This is a genomic window from Sporofaciens musculi (assembly GCF_009830285.1).
In the GTDB taxonomy this organism is placed as follows: Bacteria; Bacillota; Clostridia; order Lachnospirales; family Lachnospiraceae; genus Sporofaciens; species Sporofaciens musculi.
On record NZ_WUQX01000001.1, the window covers coordinates 398,540 to 415,895 of the forward strand.

Sequence of the window (17,356 nt, forward strand, 5' to 3'; positions counted from 1 at the left end):
GTATGACTATCTTTTTATTATTTTACAAAAATAACATGCTGTCCGGCAGCTTTTAGAAGACGGTTCATTATTGCATTTCCAATTCCACCTGTGGAAAAGGATTCACTATAGATAAAATCTGTTCCGTCGCTGTCAAAATCCCGCAGAATTCCGTATAAATTTCCAGCTACCGTCATTTCGTCCTGCCTTGTACCGATACATTTGACATTGCCTGTGGAATAACGACGGACTGTTTCCTCTGTACCAATAATTCCCACTTTATACCCTTCGGCTGTCTTTTCTTTTGCCAGTCGGTTAATCTCTTTTACTACCTGAGAAAGCTCTCCTTCCAGTACAGTCAGCTCTGCCTTTGGGGCATAGTGACGGTACTTCATTCCCGGCGCTTTTGGAGATTTTTGGCTGTCTGGTTCGATTAGAGTTCTGTCCACAGCGACCTCACCGATTAGATTCTCAAGATTTTCTCTGGTTATAGCTCCTGGCCTTAATATCATAGGAGGTTCCACTGTCATGTCCAAGATTGTGGATTCTACACCGATATCTACCAAGCCGCCATCTACAATCATTGGAATCTTTCCGGTTAAATCTTCTGCTACATGCTGCGCTGTGGTAGGACTTGGGCGGCCGGAGGTATTGGCGCTTGGCGCTGCAATATAGCCGCCGCCAGCCTGGATGATTTCTTTTGCAATTGGATGATTTGGCATTCTTACAGCCACAGTTTCAAGTCCTCCTGTGGTTCCAACCGGAACGGCAGGTGTCTTTTTAAATATCATGGTAAGAGGGCCCGGCCAGAATTCTTTTGCAACAGCAACCGCCTTTTCTGGTATCGCTTCTGCAATCTTTTCAAGAGCGTCCATATCTGCGATATGGACAATCAGCGGGTTATCAGAGGGCCTGCCCTTTGCGGCATAGATTTTTTTTGCTGCCTGTTCATTCAATGCATCCGCTCCCAGACCGTAGACGGTCTCCGTGGGGAAGGCAACCAGTCCGCCATTTTTTAAGATATCGCCGGCTTTTTTGATTATGTCTTTATTCGTTTGTTCCGTATCAATTCGTTCAATTATTGTTTTCATGGGAAATATTATACTACACTCTAGTCTTTCATACAAGCTTCAATTCCCTTTACGATTGCTTCCGCAACCTGCTGCTGGTATTCATCTGTGACTAACTTTTCCGCTTCTTCGCGGTTGCTTAAAAATCCACATTCTACGATAATTGTTGGAACCTCAGTCCTTTTAAGAAGATAATAGGTATCGTCTGCTTTTGCCTGCCGCCGGTTTTCTTTGTCAATGGCCAGCAATGCTTTCTGCATGACTGCGGCAAGCTGTTCGCCTTCTGCCGAGTGCTTATAGTAGAAGACCTGTGCGCCATGGATTGATTCCTCATGATAACTGTTTTGATGGATGCTGACAGCAAATTGGGGGACAGTGTCATTGATTAATTTCACCCGTTCTTTCATATCCTGTACTTTTTGGCTTCCGCTGCTTTTTTTTGCGAGCATGGTATCTTCTTCCCGCGTCATTATGACTTTTATACCTTTCTTTTCCAAAATCTTTTTGACCTTTTTTGCTATTTTCAGGTTAATATCTTTTTCTTCTGCCTTGTTGATTCCGACTTTTCCTGGGTCTGAACCACCGTGTCCGGCATCCAGAACAATGGTATTTTCAGCCCTTTTAATCTTTCCGCTTGAAACATATTTTCCCAGATTCCTGCTAACGACGATTAGTCCTGCTAATAACAGAATTAATATGACAAATTCTACTTTTCTGCGCAAAAAAATACCTCCTGACAGTCTATATATTCATCTATATGACCGTAGGAAGTATTTTATATTTTTAATTGTATTTCTGATGCCAGAATTTTAATTGTTTAGATAATTTTTGCCTGGCGCAGCAGGAAACGGTAACGCAGCCAGGCGGCATTTCCCCTGTAAATATAGGAGTCAATCATGTCAGGGTCCGAGGCGTACTGAAAATTAAGATAGGCTTCTTCTATTTCCTGGCGAGCGTTGGCTATTTCATCCATTAGTGTATTCGCCTGCGGGTCATAGGACAGGCGTTTGTATACATCTTCTTCTGCTGCATTTCCACGTTCAAACAATCTCATAATCCACCTCTTAAGAAAGTAATTTCCAAACAATCCTAGTATAAGCAGATTTTGAGAATAAAATACGTCTGAGGTGGATATATATGGTATCAGGAAATGAATCTGAGGAGGAAAAGGAATATGTCAGAGCAGAAGCCGCAGCTTTTTTCAAACTTTATTGTTCGGGCAATTATAGGATGTGCTATGATTTTTTTTGTAAATGAATTCCTGGGCGCCCAGGGAATTACTGTACAGGTCGGGCTGAATCCATGGACTGTTTTGACATCAGGAATCCTTGGAACTCCTGGGGTTGCACTTCTTTATGGAATTTCTTTTTACAAAATTATGTGAAGGTTGCACAAAATTTTTGCTTTTTTAAAAATGGGATAGACAAATCATATAAAAAGGGTTTATAATCATCCTACAAGTTACAAGTCAGGTAGCTTGTATCTGATAGATTCAATAGATATTCAAAGTGTTCGATGCCGTATCGGCAGCAATTCACAAAGTAATTGATGAGGCAGCAGAGTAGGAGGGATATTATGTGAGCAGCAGGAGTTTTGTAATTTGTGACCAAGAGGAAGGATATGCTGCAGCATTTGCCGTATTTTTGATGAAGAAGAAGGAGCTTGCTTTTCAAGTACAGGTATGTAACGGTCTTTCACAAGTACAGGCAATTCTGCGGGAGCATCCCATCGACGTCCTGCTCATTGGAGGCAATTATCCTATAGATGAGCGTAAGGGACTTCGGGCGTCCAATGTATTTGTCCTTGCGGAATCCGCAAAGACAGAGACTAATTCTGATGAGACGACTGTGTATAAGTATCAGTCGGGGGAAATGCTTTTGGCTGAGATTATCTGTAAGTGCAGTAAGGAGAGTGAGACAGGGGAGCTGTATTTTCATGGGGCTAAGACGAAGAACTCAAGGATTATCGGTATTTTTTCTCCGGTACACAGAAGCGGTAAGACAAGCTATGGATTAAGGTTGGGGCAAGAGCTGGCTGTCTCGGAAAATGTGTTGTATCTCAATATGGAGATTTATGGCGGGATTGGAGGTTTTTTTCCAGAGGAAGGCCATACTCTGGCAGATGCACTGTATTATTCAAGGCAGGAGAACAAGAACTTAGGCGTGATACTTACTACTCTGGTAGAGCATATGGGTGCATTGGATTATCTGCTTCCTGTGCGGGTGTCGGAGGATATCAGGACGGTTACTCTGGAGGAATGGATAAACCTGGTTCGTCAGATTGAAGAACAGAGCATCTATGATGTATTGATTCTGGATGTGGACGAAGGGCTTAAGGATGTATATGGACTTCTTCGGATTTGTACAGAGATTCTTGTGCCTGTCATGAAGGATGCATCAGCGGAGGCGAAGCTTTTGCAGATGGAGGATGAGCTGCATCTTTTAGGATTTGATGATGTAAAGAAAAAGATGGTGAAGAAGGAGTTAATTTCATGATGCGCTCAGAGCAGCTTCACACCAGGATTCTGGATGAGCTGGATATGACCAGGGAGATTGAAGATGATGAGCTGACACGTTTGATTTACAGAGTGCTTAAGGAGGCGTCAGAGGAGGAGTACCTCTCACTGGCAGAAAAGACTGCCCTTGGCAGAGAGTTGTTTAATGCATTCCGTAAGCTGGATGTTTTGCAGGAATTTCTGGAGGACGACAGGATTACAGAGATTATGATTAATGGGACGCAGAATATATTTTATGAGCGTGATGGCAAGATATTCCAGTCGGACAGACGTTTTATCTCCAGGGATAAATTAGAGGATGTGGTACAGCAGATTGCCGCTGGCTCTAACCGTTTGGTGAATGAGGCGTCTCCGATTGTGGACGCAAGGCTTACCGATGGCTCCAGAGTGAATATTGTTCTGGAGCCGATTGCGTTAAATGGTCCGATTGTGACAATTCGTAAATTTTCTAAAGAGGCAATTACCATGAGACAACTAATCGCATGGAATTCCATCAGCAGTGAAGTATCTGAGCTTCTTGCCAAGCTTGTGGCAGCCGGATACAACATATTCATAAGTGGGGGTACCGGTTCCGGCAAGACCACTTTCTTAAATGCATTATCGCAGTTTATTCCCAAGACAGAGAGAATTATTACCATTGAGGACAATGCAGAGTTAAGGATTCAGGACGTTCCGAACTTGGTAAGGCTGGAGGCAAGGAATGCGAATGTGGAGGGAACCGGAGAGGTGACGATTCGGGAGTTGATTAGGTCGGCTCTGCGCATGCGGCCGGACCGTATAATTGTTGGGGAAGTGCGCTCAGCGGAGGCAATCGATATGCTGCAGGCGCTGAATACAGGGCATGACGGAAGCCTTAGTACCGGACATGCCAACAGTCCGACGGACATGTTAAGCAGGCTTGAGACAATGGTATTAATGGGAATGGACCTGCCTCTATCTGCAATCCAGAGACAGATTGCATCTGGAATTGATATTCTAGTCCATCTGGGAAGGTTGAGGGATAAGAGCAGGAAGGTATTGGAGGTAACAGAGGTATTAGGGTATTGGGATGGTGAGATTCGATTGCAGACATTGTATAAATATACAGAGGTTCAGGAAGAAGAAGGAAAGATACAGGGGGAATGGAGGAGGGTTCAGGAGATTACTCATAAAGAGAAGCTGCTGGCAGCAGGATATCACCTGTAAGGAGCATCTTTGGAATGTGGCGAAGGCGTTAGGAATCACGGTGGTTACGGTGTGGCTGTATTACCGTTCTTTGTGGCTGACATTGCTGTTACTGCCTCTTTTTATCTGGCATTTTCGCATGATGGAGGAGGAATGTGTCAGAAAGAAGGAGATGGAATTTCAGGTGCAGTTTAAAGAAGCGATTCAGGCAGTATCCGCGGCTTTGAATACAGGGTATTCTGTGGAAAATGCATTTAGGGAAGCTCAAAAGGAGCTTAAGTTAATCTATCCGGAAACTGCAAGGATATCAAAGGAACTGCTGTTTATTATCAGACAGTTACGGATTCATGTGCCCATGGAGCAGATTTTGGAGGAATTAGGGATGCGCGTGCAGATAGAGGATGTCAGGAATTTTGTGACAGTATTTGCAGCGGCGAAGAAGAACGGGGGCAATATGATTGCTATTATACAAGATACGGTAAGACAGATTGGTGACAAGATTGATGTAAAACGGGAGATAGACACAATACTTGCGGCAAAACGATATGAATTTCGTGTGATGTCTGCAATTCCCTATGCAATCATTGGTTATATGTCTTTCAGTTTTCCTGAGTTTATGGACAGCCTGTATGGAAATATTTTTGGAATTGGGGTGATGACAGTATGTCTTGGAATCTATATGGGCGCTTATTATCTTGGTGTAAGAATGATAAGGATAGAAGTCTGATACTTAAATATGTGGCAGTAGGAAGCATGCTGGTGATAGGAGGTATTCTTTTAGCATCTGATTTTATGCAGTCTGTCAGGGAGACAGATGGTGTGATCGAGAGAAATTCCTATGGCAAGGGAAGTAAGCTGGAAGATTTGGAGGTAACAGTTCAGGGAAAAGCGGAAAAGATTCCGATAGAGGTGGAGATTGCTGAAAGGCAGTATTCGTCAAAAGAGGTGCTGGAGGTATTTGACAGGATTATTTCCAGAATGGATGAATTGATCTTGGGTGAGAATAAGAGCCTTGACAGGATTGAACAGGATATGGTGCTTCTGACAAAGATTCCAGATGCGCCGGTAGAGGTATCCTGGGAGTTAGACCGTTATGATGTGCTGAACGTTAGGGGAGAGATACAGCCGGATAATTTGAAAGAAGAAGGAACACTTGTAAACTTAAGCGCAGTTCTGACATATCGTGAAAATGCAGAGGAGCAGGCATTATACCAGTGTACCGTAAAGGTATTTCCAAGGACACTGGATGAAGATGAAAAGGTGAGAAAGCGCATAGAGGAAGAAATCCAGAAACAGGAGAAAGAATGCCGTACTAGTAAGCTCGTGAAGCTTCCGGACAAGGTTTTAAACAGGGAGGCAGTTTATTATCAAAAAATGGACTTCCGTGGTCTGGTTCTGGTGATTATGGCAGCACTTATTGGAGTACTCTTGTATGCGCTTGAGATTCAGAAGCGGGGTAAGGAGAAGGAAAAGAAAAAGGGACAGATGCTTCTGGATTATCCAGAGATTCTGAATAAAATGAGCCTTTTTCTTGGAGCAGGGATGACGGCGAAACGTGCCTGGAGGAAGGTAGTGGAAGACTATGAACGCCAGAAGGAATCGTGGGGCGAACGGTATGCTTATGAGGAAATGAAGCGTACCTGCCATGAGATGGACAGTGGAGTCAGAGAGTCAGAAAGTTATGAGAATTTTGGAAGACGTTGTGATATTCAGGTGTATGTAAGGTTCGGCGCGTTATTATCACAAAATCTTAGAAAAGGGACAAAAGGGCTGACGCAGTTATTGAAGCTTGAAGCAATCCAGGCGTTTGAGGAGAGAAAAGCAAGGGCAAAACGGCTTGGGGAGGAGGCAGGGACAAAACTGCTGCTTCCAATGTTTTTGATGCTGGCGATTGTGCTGGTGATTGTGATTGTTCCCGCGTTTCTGTCCGTACAGATATAAATTCAATATAAAATGATTTTGAGGAGTGATAATATGTGGAGAATAGGGTCTGTTTTATCAAAAGTAAAAGAGAAGTTAAGAGAGGAGGATGGAATCGGGGTAGTAGAAGTCATATTGATTCTAGTGGTATTGATTGGTCTGGTCATTATATTCAAGTCTCAGCTTACCAGTCTGGTACAGAATATTTTCCAAAAAATCGTAAGCGAGAGTTCTGGAATCTGATGCCGGAATATGGAAAAAGAGCTTGGGATTGGGAAGAAAAAAAGTATTGTGGAGAAGTGACGGCTTATTTGAGCTTGATTTTCATCCTTTTGATTACTTTTATCGGCGGGATTATGGAGAGTGCATCTGTCCAGCTTGCGAAAAATTACCGAAGAACAGATACAAATCGAGCGATGGAATGTGTATTTGCAGAATACCAGAAGGAGCTTTTAGAAAAATATGATATCTTTGCCTTAGACGGCAGTTATGAGACGGGACAGTATACAGAGAAGAATGTGACAGAGCGCTTGGAGTATTATGGTGAGGGTAGGTTAGAGCATGAAGTGAAGAAAATTCAGTTTCTAACTGATAAAGGATGTAGGAGCTTTTTAAACCAGGTTTCAGCATATATGAAGCATAAATATGGATTGGATGCCATGAAGGATCTGCTTGGAATGACCTCTGAGTGGGGGCGGCAGGAGGATAGCGCACAGGCTTATGTAAAAGAGGAAAATTCATGGCACGAGAGCATGGACGGTCTGCTAAAGGAAAACGAAGCTGAACTGCCCAGGGAGAATAATCCCATTGACCACATAGGGCAGTTGAAGAAGACGCCTTTATTGACGCTGGTAATGCCAAAGGGCAAGGCTATATCAGAAAAGCGTGTAAAAAGCAGAGAAATGTTAGAGGTCAGAGAACGGAAGCAGGGATATGGCAATTTTTCGGAGGCTGAAGAAAAGAACGGAAATTTGTCCTCTCTGCTGTTTGGGGAATATCTTCTTGAGCATTTTTCAAAGTTTACGGATACAGAGTATACAGGAGGAACGTTGGATTATGAATTAGAGTACATTCTGGCAGGAAAAGACAGTGATAAAGAAAATCTGGAATATATAGTCAGAAAATTATTACTTTTCAGATTTGTTCCTAATTATGTATATATCCAGACAGACAGGGAGATGAAGGCTGAGGCAGAGACAGCGGCATTAGCATTATGTACCCTTCTTGCGGTTCCTGCCATTACGGAGGCAGCAGCCCAGGGAATTCTGTTGGCGTGGGCATATGGGGAATCAATTATGGATATCCGGTCTTTGCTGAAAGGAAGCAGGGTGCCATTGGTGAAGTCAAAGGAGAGCTGGCAATTACAGTTTTCTAAACTGCTTACTCTTGGAACAAAGGAGGATGTGAGTGAGGGAAGGGATGATGAAAATGGGCTTGGATATTCGGAATATCTTCGTATGTTGTTGTTCTTAACAAATACGGAGGTGACAGCGTTACGGACACTTGGAGTCATAGAGCAGAATATGAGAAAGGTCTATGGTCAGGCATATTTTCGGGCGGATTTTTGTATCAGCAGGATGGAGATAGGGTCGGTTTGCAGCTTGAGAAGAGGCGTACGTTATCAGTTTAAAACTTACTATGCTTATCAGTGACGAAGATGTTTAGATGAAAAGGCAGAGGCGGATACAGATGCCCTTTCGGGTATCAGAATTAATCCAGAAAACAGACGTGTTAAATCAAATAGAAAGGAGAAGGATTCGTACGATGAAAAGTAAAACACTCCCCTCATATTTAAAAAATTCTTATCTGTCTGGAAGGGTATCTGTATCCGCCTCTAAAGAAGCTAGTATAACGGTTGAGGCGGCTATAGCAGTTCCAATTTTTTTTCTGGCAGTGGTGAGTCTTATATATCTGATGGAAATCATGGCCATCCAGACTGCTATGCGTTCTGGTCTGCAATATGCGGGAAGGAAGGCGTCGGAGGAAGCTTGTGTAATTACAATGATTATGCCTTCCCGATTAGAGAGGGATGTGGTGCAGGCAGTTGGTGCAGAACGGCTAGACAGAAGTATCGTAATCGGTGGAAGCGGCGGAGTCAGGTGTAATGGCTCGCATATATCTTCACGAACGGGAATCGGAGAATTGGAAGTTACATATCAGGTGGGGTTGCCGATTCCAATGTTTGGCGTACCTCCTTTAAAATATCAGGAGAAAATGCGTATCAAGGCATGGAGCGGATATGAGAAGCCAGGATTTGGGTCAAATCGTGAGGATACAGTTTATGTTACAGACACCGGTATGGTCTATCATAGGGATTATCACTGTACATATTTAGAGTTATCCATTCATATGGTTCCATCAGGAAACATTGAAGATCTGAGAAATCAAAGCGGAGGAAAATATTATCCATGTGAGCGCTGTATGAGAAATGGGGGAAATGGGGTGTATATCACTAATACAGGGGATCGGTACCACAATTCGTTGTCATGCAGCGGATTAAAACGAACGGTCTATGCCGTTTTACTGTCTGAAGTCGTCGGAAAGGGGGCCTGCTCCAGATGTGGAAGGTAAGTCAGTGCATAAGTATGGTTTTGCTGGCAGGGCTATCCATTACAGATATTCATTCCCGAAGAATACCAGTTATCGTTCTGATTTCTGGTAATCTGGCAGCGCTGTGCTATCAGATTTATATCGCAAAAGAGGATGTATTTGTGCTGGCGGGAGGAATAGGAGTAGGATTATTATTTCTGTTAGTCAGTAGGGTTACAAGAGAGGGAATGGGATATGGGGATAGCTGGACGATACTTATTTTAGGAATTTACCTTGGCTTGTGGAAGCTGTTAGAAGTTCTTTTGGCAGCATTTCTATTCCTTGGGATAGCAGCAATTATTTGTCTTTCTTTAAAGAAAATATCGAGAGAATATAAGCTTCCATTTATTCCCTTTTTGGCAGCAGGATATCTGTTCAGTATTTTAACAGGAGGGATGAACGGATGAAAGATTACAAAGTACAGGCAAGCATGACGGTAGAAATGTCATTTCTTATGCCTATGATTCTGTTCCTGATTATGGGATGTATTTTGGCAGTATTTTATTATCATGACAAAAATATATTGTCTGGTGCTGCATATGAGACGGCCGTTGTTGGTAGTACGAAGGCAAGGGAAAAGGAGGGCATAAAGGAGGGGGAATTGGAGACGCTTTTTTATCAAAGGGCAAAGGATAAATGTATTATGTTTGTCAACTTGCAGGTATCAGTCAGGGCAGGGAAAGAAGAGATTGAAGTCGTTGCAGGCGCATCAAGGAAATATATGAAAATTTCGGTTGCCAAAAGAGCGGCGGTTACAGAGCCAGAGAAAAAAATCAGGGATTTGAGACGTATTAAAGGATAGAAAATATTGATCAGAGAGGATGGAGAGGTGATTTCTTAAATGGAACGTAAGATTACGATTGAGGAGGAGATTTTCTATAAAGAAGATTATCAGATTCGTATGCTAAAGGCAAATAATTTAAACGGAATATTGAAGATGGGAGGCAGAGGAGTTAATCAGAACAGCTATTATGATTATGACGTCAGCGGAAAGATTTCAATGAAAGCGATGTTTGAAAGAAGTAAGATAAATGCAGAAGACATAAAAATGTTTCTTAGAGATTTAAAGAATGTGGTAAAAGAGGTGGAAACTTTTTTGTTAAATATCCATTGTATCCTGTTGAAACCAGAGTATATCTTTTATGAGGAGGGAAAGTATTTCTTCTGTTATTATCCATTGGCAAAGCAAGAGCTGTGGGAGGAATTTCACGAATTAACAGAGTATTTTGTGAAACAGGCGGATTATCAGGAGCAGGAATGTGTTCGTATGGTATTTCTTTTACATAAGAAGACAATGGATGAAAATTACAGTTTGGAGAAGCTGGCGGCAGAATGTATGAAAACTTTGCAGGAGGATGGAGATGCAGCAGAAGAACATCAGAAAAAAGCTGGCGATAAAGACAGAGAAGACATGGAAGAAGATTTGCAGGGGAGAGACTGGATTACCGAACAGGAAATTGGAAGTGGGGTTATGAGAGAAACGGATACGGTGTGGGCGCCTGTCAAAAAGCTTCTGAATAAGCGCAGGAAATCAAAATGGGGAGATTGGGATGGATTGCATATCGAAGAAGAAGATTTTTCCTGAGAGATTTTTCCTAAAAGTGATAATGACTTTGGTGTTTAGATATGTTACAATAATTTTGTCAGATATAGGAAGGAGGCGGCAGCTATGAAATTAGATAAGGAAGATTTGTTGGCTATATCAGATTTACTTGATGAAAACATGAGTTCCGCGTTACGACCGATAAAAGATGAGCTTCGAGAAGTGAAAGAGAAAGTATACGATTTGGGAGAAGACCTTGAAGGGGTAAAAGAAAGACTTGAGAGGGTAGAGGAAAAAGTTAAGAGGTTGGAGGAAAAAGTAGAGCAGGTAGGGGAAAAAGTTAAGAGGTTGGAGGAAAAAGTAGAGCAGGAAATCGAGAGGGTAAATGAAAGGCTCGATAATGTAGATAATAGACTTCATTCTGTAGAACTACATATTGAAAATGTTACAGATAAGAACATCCAGTTATTGGCAGAAAATTATGTCCCTGCGGCTAAGAGATATGAGAGAGCATCTGCTGAAATGGAAGGAATGAAGGCAGACATTGAGATTATAAAGGTAGTAATTGCAGACCACAGTAAGAAGCTAAGTGTATTTGCCTAATTTATTGCTAAGAAAAATTAAGTGATATAGGTTACTTTATCAGGAAGAATATGATATACTATGCAGGAATAATGAGGACATATACTGGAAGGTGACTTTGTGATACATAGAAATAGAATAAATGCCCCATGTACTGTTATATTGGCAGTAATGAATGTGCTCGTATTCTTTGCACTTACTTTACAGGGAATGACAGAGGATGGGACGTTCTTATTAGAGCATGGGGCTATGTTTGTTCCCAAGGTAGTGGAGGATGGGGAATATTACCGTTTATTTACCAGTATGTTTCTGCATTTTGGATTTGAACATCTGATGAATAATATGGTAACACTAGTATTGCTGGGATGGAATTTGGAGATTGAAGTAGGGAAGATTAAATTCCTGTTAATCTATATTCTTAGTGGTCTGGGCGGCAATATTCTGTCTGCATGGTATGAAGTTCGGACAATGGATTATACTATTTCAGCAGGGGCATCGGGGGCGATTTATGGGATCATCGGTGCGTTATTATACATAGCAATGCGTAATCGTGGACGGATTGGGGATATCTCTGGCAAAGGGCTTGTATTTATGCTCATCATCAGTCTGTATTACGGATTTACCAGTAGTAGTGTGGATAATTTGGCACATATTGGCGGTCTGGCAATAGGTTTTGTGTCAGGAATACTTCTGTACTGGAAGTGCAATCGTAAAGACAGTGCCTTTTCCAAGAGTTGATTTTACCTGTATGGAGCCGCCATGAGCTGTAATAATCCGTCTGGTAATTGCAAGCCCAAGACCTGTTCCGTTTTTCTTATGTGTTACAAATGGTTCAAAGATGGAAGACATATCATTAGTATCGATTCCGGAGCCGTTGTCTGTAATCGAGATGTGAATTGTATGTTCACTATAATCTGCGTCCAGTCGGATTGAAGGAGATTCTGAATCTGAGATGACAGCATCTTTCGCATTACTCAGAAGATTCAAAAGGGTCTGTTTTAGTTTAACAGGATCAACCATGACTGACGGCAGGTCGGAGGCAATTCTGGAAGTGAATTCGATATTAGTATCCAGAATAGATGATGCAAACGACAGAACAAGAGCTTTAAGGAAGGAAATAGCATCAATTCTGACGAGGGATAGTTTCGTACTATTGTTATAGGAAGAAAGCTCCTCCAATAGCTGATTCATGTATTCAATATCTTGATGCAGGGAAGTCCAGTGACGGAATTCCAAAACTTCAGGGTGTTGTGCTTCAATTAATTGAAGTGTACTGTATACAAGAGTTAAGGGGTTCCGAATCTCATGGCTAATGGCGTTGATTTCCATACGATGAGACTTCAGAAGTCTTGTGAGAAGTTCTTTTTTATCAGGACTTTCCTCCATGATTTGTTGTAATTTGTCGTAATCTGCTGCTGAAAACATAGTATTTACCGCCTTTCTGAATTAACAGTTTAGCATTGGCGGGTGAAATAATCAATTATTTTTTTAAGAAAGGGTGATATAGATATGAAGGACGAGAATTGCATATTCTGTAAACTCGCAAATGGGGACATACCCACAGCTACTTTATATGAGGACAAAGATTTTCGGGTAATCTTGGATGTAAGTCCGGCATCAAAGGGTCATGCATTGATTATTCCTAAGGAGCATTATGCGAATCTGTATGAACTTGATGATGAATTGGCATCAAAGATATTGGTATTGGCTAAGAAGATGATCACAAAACTTACGGATATTCTTGGCTGTGACGGCTATAATATTGTTCAGAATAATGGAGAAGCGGCTGGTCAGACCGTATTTCATTTTCATTTGCATATGATTCCAAGGTATAAGAATGATAGCGTTGGATTAAGCTGGAAGATGGGAAAACTGACCGAAGAGGATAAAGAGGAATTACTGGCTAAGATAAAATAGTTTAAGGAAGCGAAGGATGAGTAGTAAGTGGAAGTTGAGTTAATAACAAAAGCAGACTTCAATGTAATTTACGAAGAAAATTTTGATCGAGTATATAAAGCGGCAGTAAAATATTCCGGAAATCACCATTCGGCAGAAGAAATTGTACAGAATGTATTTATGAAGTTATTTACGAACATGGATAATGTTGAGAAAGAAGCAGCCAAGGCGTGGCTGCTTCTGACGACAAAGTACATGGCCCTGAATCTGAAAAGAGATCGTAAAAAAGAGTGTCTGATGGAAGATATGGAGGGTGAAGCCGAGGTGAGACTCTCAGAATCTGTGGAAAATCCGGAAGAATTCTTTGAGAGAAAGATAAAAGATCAGCAGTTTATGGAATTGAAGAAAGGAATATTTGAGGCATTGTACGAAAAGAACCCCAGGTGGTATGAAGCCATTACGATTACATATGTTTTAGAAAAGCCGCAGAAAGAGGTTGCGGAAAATATGGAAGTGACGCTGGATGTTCTGCATAGTATATTGTATCGGGCAAAGAAGTGGATACGCGAGAATTACGCAGAAGAGTATGCTCACTTGAATAAAGCGTAAAACAGGTGCCGGTACTGACACCTGTTTTTTGTCTTTGAGTATCGACATTTTTCGACGAAATGCGTTATTATACGTGTCTATACGGAACGAATGGCTATAAAACTATTTATTAGCGGCAGTTTCAATTAGGTCTATGATTGTATCGATAGAATTCTGCTGAGGAGAATTCTTCATGGCATCTATGTAAGAAGTTCGGTTCTTATATAATGACATAATGGAATTAAGAAGCGACTCTTTACTAAGTGATTCTTCTTCCAGAACGATACTGTAGCCCTGACGTTCAAATGATCGGGCGTTCAAAATCTGGTCACCACGGCTTGCATTGACAGAAAGCGGAATCAGAAGATTCGGCTTGTGGAGTGCAAGCAGTTCACAGATGGCGTTAGCTCCGGCTCTGGAGATTACGATATCTGTTAAGGCAAAGAGATCTTTTAACTCCTCTTTGACGTATTCAAATTGGGCATAACCTTCCATGCCCTTGAGGGATTCGTCAAGCTTTCCTTTGCCGCATAGATGGATGACCTGGAATGTTTTTAAAAGTTCGGGCAGGACACTTCGTACTGCCTCGTTTACTGCCACGGAACCAAGACTTCCGCCGACAACCATGATTACAGGTTTGTCGGAAGTGAATTTAAGGAATTCTTTAGCTTTATATTTGTCACCAGACAATAACTCCTGCCGGATTGGTGAACCTGTCAAGATAGCCTTTCCCTCTGGAAGATGTGTCAAAGTCTCTGGGAAATTACAGCAGACTTTGGTTGCGGAAGGGATAGACAGCTTGTTTGCAAGACCAGGCGTCATATCAGATTCATGAATGATGGTTGGTACATGACGACCCTTGCCCGCCAGTACGACAGGAACAGAGACAAATCCACCCTTGGAAAAGATAACGTCAGGATTCAGTATCTTTACCAATTTTTTTGCTTCGCCTAATCCCTTGATTACGCGAAATGGGTCCGTAAAATTCTGAATACTAAAATACCGGCGCAATTTTCCAGAAGATATTCCATGATAAGGAATTCCAAACTGTTCGATTAACTCCTTTTCAATGCCATGGTAGGAACCAATATAGTGAATATCATATTGTAATTCTTTGAGCCGTGGCAAGAGAGCAATATTAGGTGTTACGTGGCCTGCGGTGCCGCCGCCAGTTAAGATAATGCGTTTCATAATGACCTCCCAATCTTGATAAAGCATAGAACGTTGTCTGTATGACAATCTGTTATAATTATATTATACGTTTAGAAGTGATTTGGTCAAGAGAAAGAAGAAGATTTAGGGATATACATACAGTATATAAGGTTGCATATATTTAATGAGAGGGATAATGATGAAAAATAATGATGAATTATTGGAACAAATGATAAAAGAAGACTTCAAGAGGGCTGCGGAGGAGGAAGATGCTGCTCTCAGGGATGACGATGCTATCAGTGTTCCGGTAGGGATGAAGGAATCTTTGTATTTGAAGATTAGTGAGGAGATAGAGAGGCTAGAAAAAAGCGGGAAAGCCGCAGATGTAAAAGAGATAGACAACATTGTGGAAATAGAGAAGGTGAGGAAAAAGCAGCGGGAGCATCTGTATGCTAATATGTCCGAGGATGACCGTAAGGCATTGGAAATTGGCAGGAGAGTATTGGAGAAAGAAAGGGCACAGAAAGAGGGGAAGGTTGTTTGGAAGAAGAAACAGATTAAGAAGGTGTACTTTGGGCTTGCTGCTGCGCTGGTGTTAGCGATGGCTGTAGGAGTAACAATTATGGGCGGACCTGAGAAGATTATCAAGATGATGACTCAAATGGTTGGAGACAGGGAAATAGAGCAGGTAGATTCTAGTGAAGATAATTTGATTATAGTAAATGAGGATGAAGAAGATGCATACCAAAAAGTCAGTGAGGAATTCGGAATAGAACCAGTAAAGATAATAATTATATCAGATAAAATGAAGTTTATTAGTATGAAGTATGATGATTCAATGAAGACTGCAGAATTATGTTATGATTATGGAGGGGAAAAGCTACTTTATTTGATAAATTCATCCTATACTAAAGAATCATTTGGTTTTAAAATTGAAGACAAGGTTATAGATAAATATCCTATAGAAGTGTATGGAAGAAAGATAGAAATAAAGCAGTATCAAGTGTCAGATGGGGAAAAGGATAGATTTTCTGCTAGCTTTGAGGAAATGGGATTGAAATATTTTTTATCGGGTACTATGAATAAATCAGAATTTGATTTTATAATAGAAAATTTGTATTTTTTATGGTAAATTGCGTCAGTTTTTACAAAGTTATGTGTTTATATAAATGAGGGATAAATTAGGATTGGAGGTGTAAGAGTGAAAAAAAGGATAATGTCTGTATGTTGCACATTTTTGTTGATAATCGGCATGCTATTTATATCAACAAATAATGCAAAGGCAGCATCAGATGATCCTATCTTGGATGGTTCGTATCTAACACACGATGAAGAATCTGTTGGTTATGTTACATCATTTACAAGAGGAGTTGATTTACTTGCAAGTTATTCAAAATGTGCAAGATTGGGTCCTGGAAAGCTCTTTGCAGGAGGAACGACGATTGCAACGCGCGATGTTAATAGTGTGAGAGTGACTGTTCTTGTAGAACGTGCTAAAGAAGGAGATACATCCTGGACTTATTATGATCACTGGTCTAAAGAGAATGTAAATGCAGATAGAGTAAGTTCAAGTCGGACACTATTAGTTGAAGGTGGTTATTATTATAGGGTTCGTTGTACACATTCGGCTCATCTTGACCTAGGGAGCTCCTTCACCAACGGTGTATTCATCGAAAAGCCATAAAGAACCATTCGTCCAAAGTATAAGAGAGTAAGACAAACAGGTAAAAAGTAAGCGACAAATTAAAAAGACAGACGACATACTAAAATTAAAAATTGAATATGGAAAAATTGCAATCTGAAGACAGAGTTAGTCTAAAAAACTAAAGATAGCGGATAATCAGGAAGGGCTGTAGGAAGTACCGTCTACGGTGCAAACGATGGAACTATTAATTTAATTTCGACCTTACATTGAGAAACCGTAGGCCCACGAGACGGGTCAAAGTCGTCGTAGACGGTACTTCCTGCAGCCCTCCCAGAAAAATTAAGAGAACGAGAATAATCTGAAAGGATACGAAGTAATGTTACGCTTCGTATCCTTTTCCAGTTATGTGTTGTGTCTAAATCTATGCATCCCCGATTGCCTGTCGCAGTGCCTTGGCAAGCTGATCCGGACAAGAGGTTGGCTTGAACCCGCAAGTAATTCCCTCCATACGTGAGATTGCGTCATGTACATCCATACCAACCACCAGGCTTGCAATTCCCTGGGTATTTCCGGCACAGCCGCCGACAAACTGTACATTCTTAATAATGTTTCCGTCCACATCTACCTTAATCAGCCGTGAACAGACACCAGATGGCTTAAATTCCATATCCATCCTCCTCCTTTAAAGTTTTAATTTATCTTTCCTTTTTGGA

23 protein-coding genes are annotated in these 17,356 nt (G+C 41.3%); 17 read left to right on the forward strand and 6 right to left on the reverse strand.

The genetic code is table 11. The features are described from left to right. Positions 1-17: 17 nt before the first annotated feature. The 3 genes from GN277_RS02035 to GN277_RS02045 form a co-directional block, all read right to left on the reverse strand. Positions 18-1,070, reverse strand: coding sequence for an L-threonylcarbamoyladenylate synthase (locus GN277_RS02035; protein WP_159749382.1), 1,053 nt, complete (start codon positions 1,068-1,070; stop codon positions 18-20). A gap of 20 nt (positions 1,071-1,090) precedes the next feature. Then, positions 1,091-1,771 carry an N-acetylmuramoyl-L-alanine amidase gene (locus GN277_RS02040; RefSeq protein WP_159749384.1) on the reverse strand — a complete coding sequence of 227 codons (681 nt, stop codon included), beginning with the start codon at positions 1,769-1,771 and terminating at the stop codon, positions 1,091-1,093. Between the two features lie 95 nt (positions 1,772-1,866). Further along, on the reverse strand, positions 1,867-2,103 hold the full coding sequence (locus GN277_RS02045; RefSeq protein ID WP_159749386.1) for a YaaL family protein: 237 nt from the start codon (positions 2,101-2,103) through the stop codon (positions 1,867-1,869). Between the two features lie 120 nt (positions 2,104-2,223). Here GN277_RS02045 and GN277_RS02050 point away from each other — a divergent pair, with 120 nt between their 5' ends. The 13 genes from GN277_RS02050 (at position 2,224) to GN277_RS02110 (ending at position 12,100) form a co-directional block, all read left to right on the forward strand. Next, the gene (locus tag GN277_RS02050; protein ID WP_159749388.1) at positions 2,224-2,433 is read left to right on the forward strand and encodes a pro-sigmaK processing inhibitor BofA family protein; all 210 of its coding nucleotides are present in this window, start codon (positions 2,224-2,226) and stop codon (positions 2,431-2,433) included. Positions 2,434-2,626: 193 nt separating this feature from the next. Beyond that, positions 2,627-3,544, forward strand: a complete 918-nt coding sequence (locus tag GN277_RS02055; RefSeq protein ID WP_159749390.1) for a P-loop NTPase family protein — start codon at positions 2,627-2,629, stop codon at positions 3,542-3,544. Continuing rightward, complete coding sequence (locus GN277_RS02060) at positions 3,541-4,749, forward strand: CpaF family protein (RefSeq protein ID WP_159749392.1); 1,209 nt, start codon at positions 3,541-3,543, stop codon at positions 4,747-4,749. The genes GN277_RS02055 and GN277_RS02060 overlap by 4 nt, the downstream gene beginning before the upstream one ends. 16 nt (positions 4,750-4,765) lie before the next feature. After that, complete coding sequence (locus GN277_RS02065) at positions 4,766-5,455, forward strand: type II secretion system F family protein (RefSeq protein WP_244324556.1); 690 nt, start codon at positions 4,766-4,768, stop codon at positions 5,453-5,455. An 11-nt stretch (positions 5,456-5,466) separates the two neighbouring features. After that, positions 5,467-6,669, forward strand: a complete 1,203-nt coding sequence (locus GN277_RS02070) for a type II secretion system F family protein (RefSeq protein ID WP_244324557.1) — start codon at positions 5,467-5,469, stop codon at positions 6,667-6,669. Positions 6,670-6,702: 33 nt separating this feature from the next. Further along, positions 6,703-6,891, forward strand: coding sequence for a Flp1 family type IVb pilin (locus GN277_RS02075; RefSeq protein ID WP_159749394.1), 189 nt, complete (start codon positions 6,703-6,705; stop codon positions 6,889-6,891). Then, positions 6,891-8,300, forward strand: a complete 1,410-nt coding sequence (locus GN277_RS02080; protein ID WP_159749396.1) for a DUF5702 domain-containing protein — start codon at positions 6,891-6,893, stop codon at positions 8,298-8,300. The genes GN277_RS02075 and GN277_RS02080 overlap by 1 nt, the downstream gene beginning before the upstream one ends. A gap of 112 nt (positions 8,301-8,412) precedes the next feature. Further along, positions 8,413-9,219, forward strand: a complete 807-nt coding sequence (locus GN277_RS02085) for a TadE/TadG family type IV pilus assembly protein (protein ID WP_159749398.1) — start codon at positions 8,413-8,415, stop codon at positions 9,217-9,219. After that, positions 9,207-9,644 (forward strand): prepilin peptidase, encoded by a 438-nt coding sequence (locus GN277_RS02090; RefSeq protein WP_159749400.1) that lies wholly within the window; start codon positions 9,207-9,209, stop codon positions 9,642-9,644. The genes GN277_RS02085 and GN277_RS02090 overlap by 13 nt, the downstream gene beginning before the upstream one ends. Beyond that, positions 9,641-10,039 (forward strand): TadE family protein, encoded by a 399-nt coding sequence (locus GN277_RS02095; protein WP_159749402.1) that lies wholly within the window; start codon positions 9,641-9,643, stop codon positions 10,037-10,039. Before GN277_RS02090 ends, GN277_RS02095 begins: the two co-directional genes overlap by 4 nt. 39 nt (positions 10,040-10,078) lie before the next feature. Further along, the gene (locus tag GN277_RS02100) at positions 10,079-10,822 is read left to right on the forward strand and encodes a DUF6382 domain-containing protein (protein WP_159749404.1); all 744 of its coding nucleotides are present in this window, start codon (positions 10,079-10,081) and stop codon (positions 10,820-10,822) included. An 84-nt stretch (positions 10,823-10,906) separates the two neighbouring features. Beyond that, a complete protein-coding gene (locus GN277_RS02105) occupies positions 10,907-11,383 on the forward strand; it encodes a coiled-coil domain-containing protein (RefSeq protein WP_159749406.1) in 477 nt (158 codons plus the stop codon). Between the two features lie 150 nt (positions 11,384-11,533). Next, complete coding sequence (locus GN277_RS02110) at positions 11,534-12,100, forward strand: rhomboid family intramembrane serine protease (protein ID WP_159756289.1); 567 nt, start codon at positions 11,534-11,536, stop codon at positions 12,098-12,100. On the opposite strand, the gene GN277_RS02115 is transcribed toward GN277_RS02110, so the two are convergent. Then, positions 12,041-12,787, reverse strand: a complete 747-nt coding sequence (locus GN277_RS02115; protein WP_159749408.1) for a sensor histidine kinase — start codon at positions 12,785-12,787, stop codon at positions 12,041-12,043. The two genes, GN277_RS02110 and GN277_RS02115, sit on opposite strands and share 60 nt — an antisense overlap. An 84-nt stretch (positions 12,788-12,871) precedes the next feature. Between GN277_RS02115 and GN277_RS02120 the strand changes: the two genes are divergently transcribed. Both GN277_RS02120 and GN277_RS02125 read left to right on the forward strand, forming a co-directional pair. After that, a complete protein-coding gene (locus GN277_RS02120; protein WP_159749410.1) occupies positions 12,872-13,279 on the forward strand; it encodes an HIT family protein in 408 nt (135 codons plus the stop codon). Positions 13,280-13,306: 27 nt separating this feature from the next. Further along, positions 13,307-13,867, forward strand: a complete 561-nt coding sequence (locus GN277_RS02125; RefSeq protein ID WP_159749412.1) for an RNA polymerase sigma factor — start codon at positions 13,307-13,309, stop codon at positions 13,865-13,867. Between the two features lie 102 nt (positions 13,868-13,969). On the opposite strand, the gene GN277_RS02130 is transcribed toward GN277_RS02125, so the two are convergent. Continuing rightward, entirely contained in the window at positions 13,970-15,037 is a 1,068-nt protein-coding gene (locus tag GN277_RS02130) for an undecaprenyldiphospho-muramoylpentapeptide beta-N-acetylglucosaminyltransferase (RefSeq protein WP_159749414.1), read from the reverse strand. Between the two features lie 157 nt (positions 15,038-15,194). Between GN277_RS02130 and GN277_RS02135 the strand changes: the two genes are divergently transcribed. Together GN277_RS02135 and GN277_RS02140 are read left to right on the forward strand one after the other, a co-directional pair. Next, complete coding sequence (locus tag GN277_RS02135) at positions 15,195-16,130, forward strand: hypothetical protein (protein WP_244324558.1); 936 nt, start codon at positions 15,195-15,197, stop codon at positions 16,128-16,130. 69 nt (positions 16,131-16,199) lie between these two features. After that, complete coding sequence (locus GN277_RS02140) at positions 16,200-16,682, forward strand: DUF6147 family protein (protein WP_159749415.1); 483 nt, start codon at positions 16,200-16,202, stop codon at positions 16,680-16,682. A 382-nt stretch (positions 16,683-17,064) separates the two neighbouring features. Here the strand turns inward: GN277_RS02140 and GN277_RS02145 are convergent, their stop codons facing one another. Beyond that, entirely contained in the window at positions 17,065-17,310 is a 246-nt protein-coding gene (locus GN277_RS02145; RefSeq protein WP_159749417.1) for a TIGR03905 family TSCPD domain-containing protein, read from the reverse strand. Positions 17,311-17,356: the final 46 nt, after the last annotated feature.

Bases quoted from the DNA above. Each gene is read 5' to 3' on its own strand.
- GN277_RS02035 (WP_159749382.1), bottom strand. From the start codon at position 1,070: ATGAAAACAATAATTGAACGAATTGATACGGAACAAACGAATAAAGAC.
- GN277_RS02045 (WP_159749386.1), bottom strand. From the start codon at position 2,103: ATGAGATTGTTTGAACGTGGAAATGCAGCAGAAGAAGATGTATACAAA.
- GN277_RS02050 (WP_159749388.1), top strand. From the start codon at position 2,224: ATGTCAGAGCAGAAGCCGCAGCTTTTTTCAAACTTTATTGTTCGGGCA.
- GN277_RS02060 (WP_159749392.1), top strand. From the start codon at position 3,541: ATGATGCGCTCAGAGCAGCTTCACACCAGGATTCTGGATGAGCTGGAT.
- GN277_RS02075 (WP_159749394.1), top strand. From the start codon at position 6,703: ATGTGGAGAATAGGGTCTGTTTTATCAAAAGTAAAAGAGAAGTTAAGA.
- GN277_RS02080 (WP_159749396.1), top strand. From the start codon at position 6,891: ATGCCGGAATATGGAAAAAGAGCTTGGGATTGGGAAGAAAAAAAGTAT.
- GN277_RS02085 (WP_159749398.1), top strand. From the start codon at position 8,413: ATGAAAAGTAAAACACTCCCCTCATATTTAAAAAATTCTTATCTGTCT.
- GN277_RS02090 (WP_159749400.1), top strand. From the start codon at position 9,207: ATGTGGAAGGTAAGTCAGTGCATAAGTATGGTTTTGCTGGCAGGGCTA.
- GN277_RS02095 (WP_159749402.1), top strand. From the start codon at position 9,641: ATGAAAGATTACAAAGTACAGGCAAGCATGACGGTAGAAATGTCATTT.
- GN277_RS02100 (WP_159749404.1), top strand. From the start codon at position 10,079: ATGGAACGTAAGATTACGATTGAGGAGGAGATTTTCTATAAAGAAGAT.
- GN277_RS02105 (WP_159749406.1), top strand. From the start codon at position 10,907: ATGAAATTAGATAAGGAAGATTTGTTGGCTATATCAGATTTACTTGAT.
- GN277_RS02110 (WP_159756289.1), top strand. From the start codon at position 11,534: ATGAATGTGCTCGTATTCTTTGCACTTACTTTACAGGGAATGACAGAG.
- GN277_RS02115 (WP_159749408.1), bottom strand. From the start codon at position 12,787: ATGTTTTCAGCAGCAGATTACGACAAATTACAACAAATCATGGAGGAA.
- GN277_RS02120 (WP_159749410.1), top strand. From the start codon at position 12,872: ATGAAGGACGAGAATTGCATATTCTGTAAACTCGCAAATGGGGACATA.
- GN277_RS02130 (WP_159749414.1), bottom strand. From the start codon at position 15,037: ATGAAACGCATTATCTTAACTGGCGGCGGCACCGCAGGCCACGTAACA.
- GN277_RS02135 (WP_244324558.1), top strand. From the start codon at position 15,195: ATGATGAAAAATAATGATGAATTATTGGAACAAATGATAAAAGAAGAC.
- GN277_RS02145 (WP_159749417.1), bottom strand. From the start codon at position 17,310: ATGGAATTTAAGCCATCTGGTGTCTGTTCACGGCTGATTAAGGTAGAT.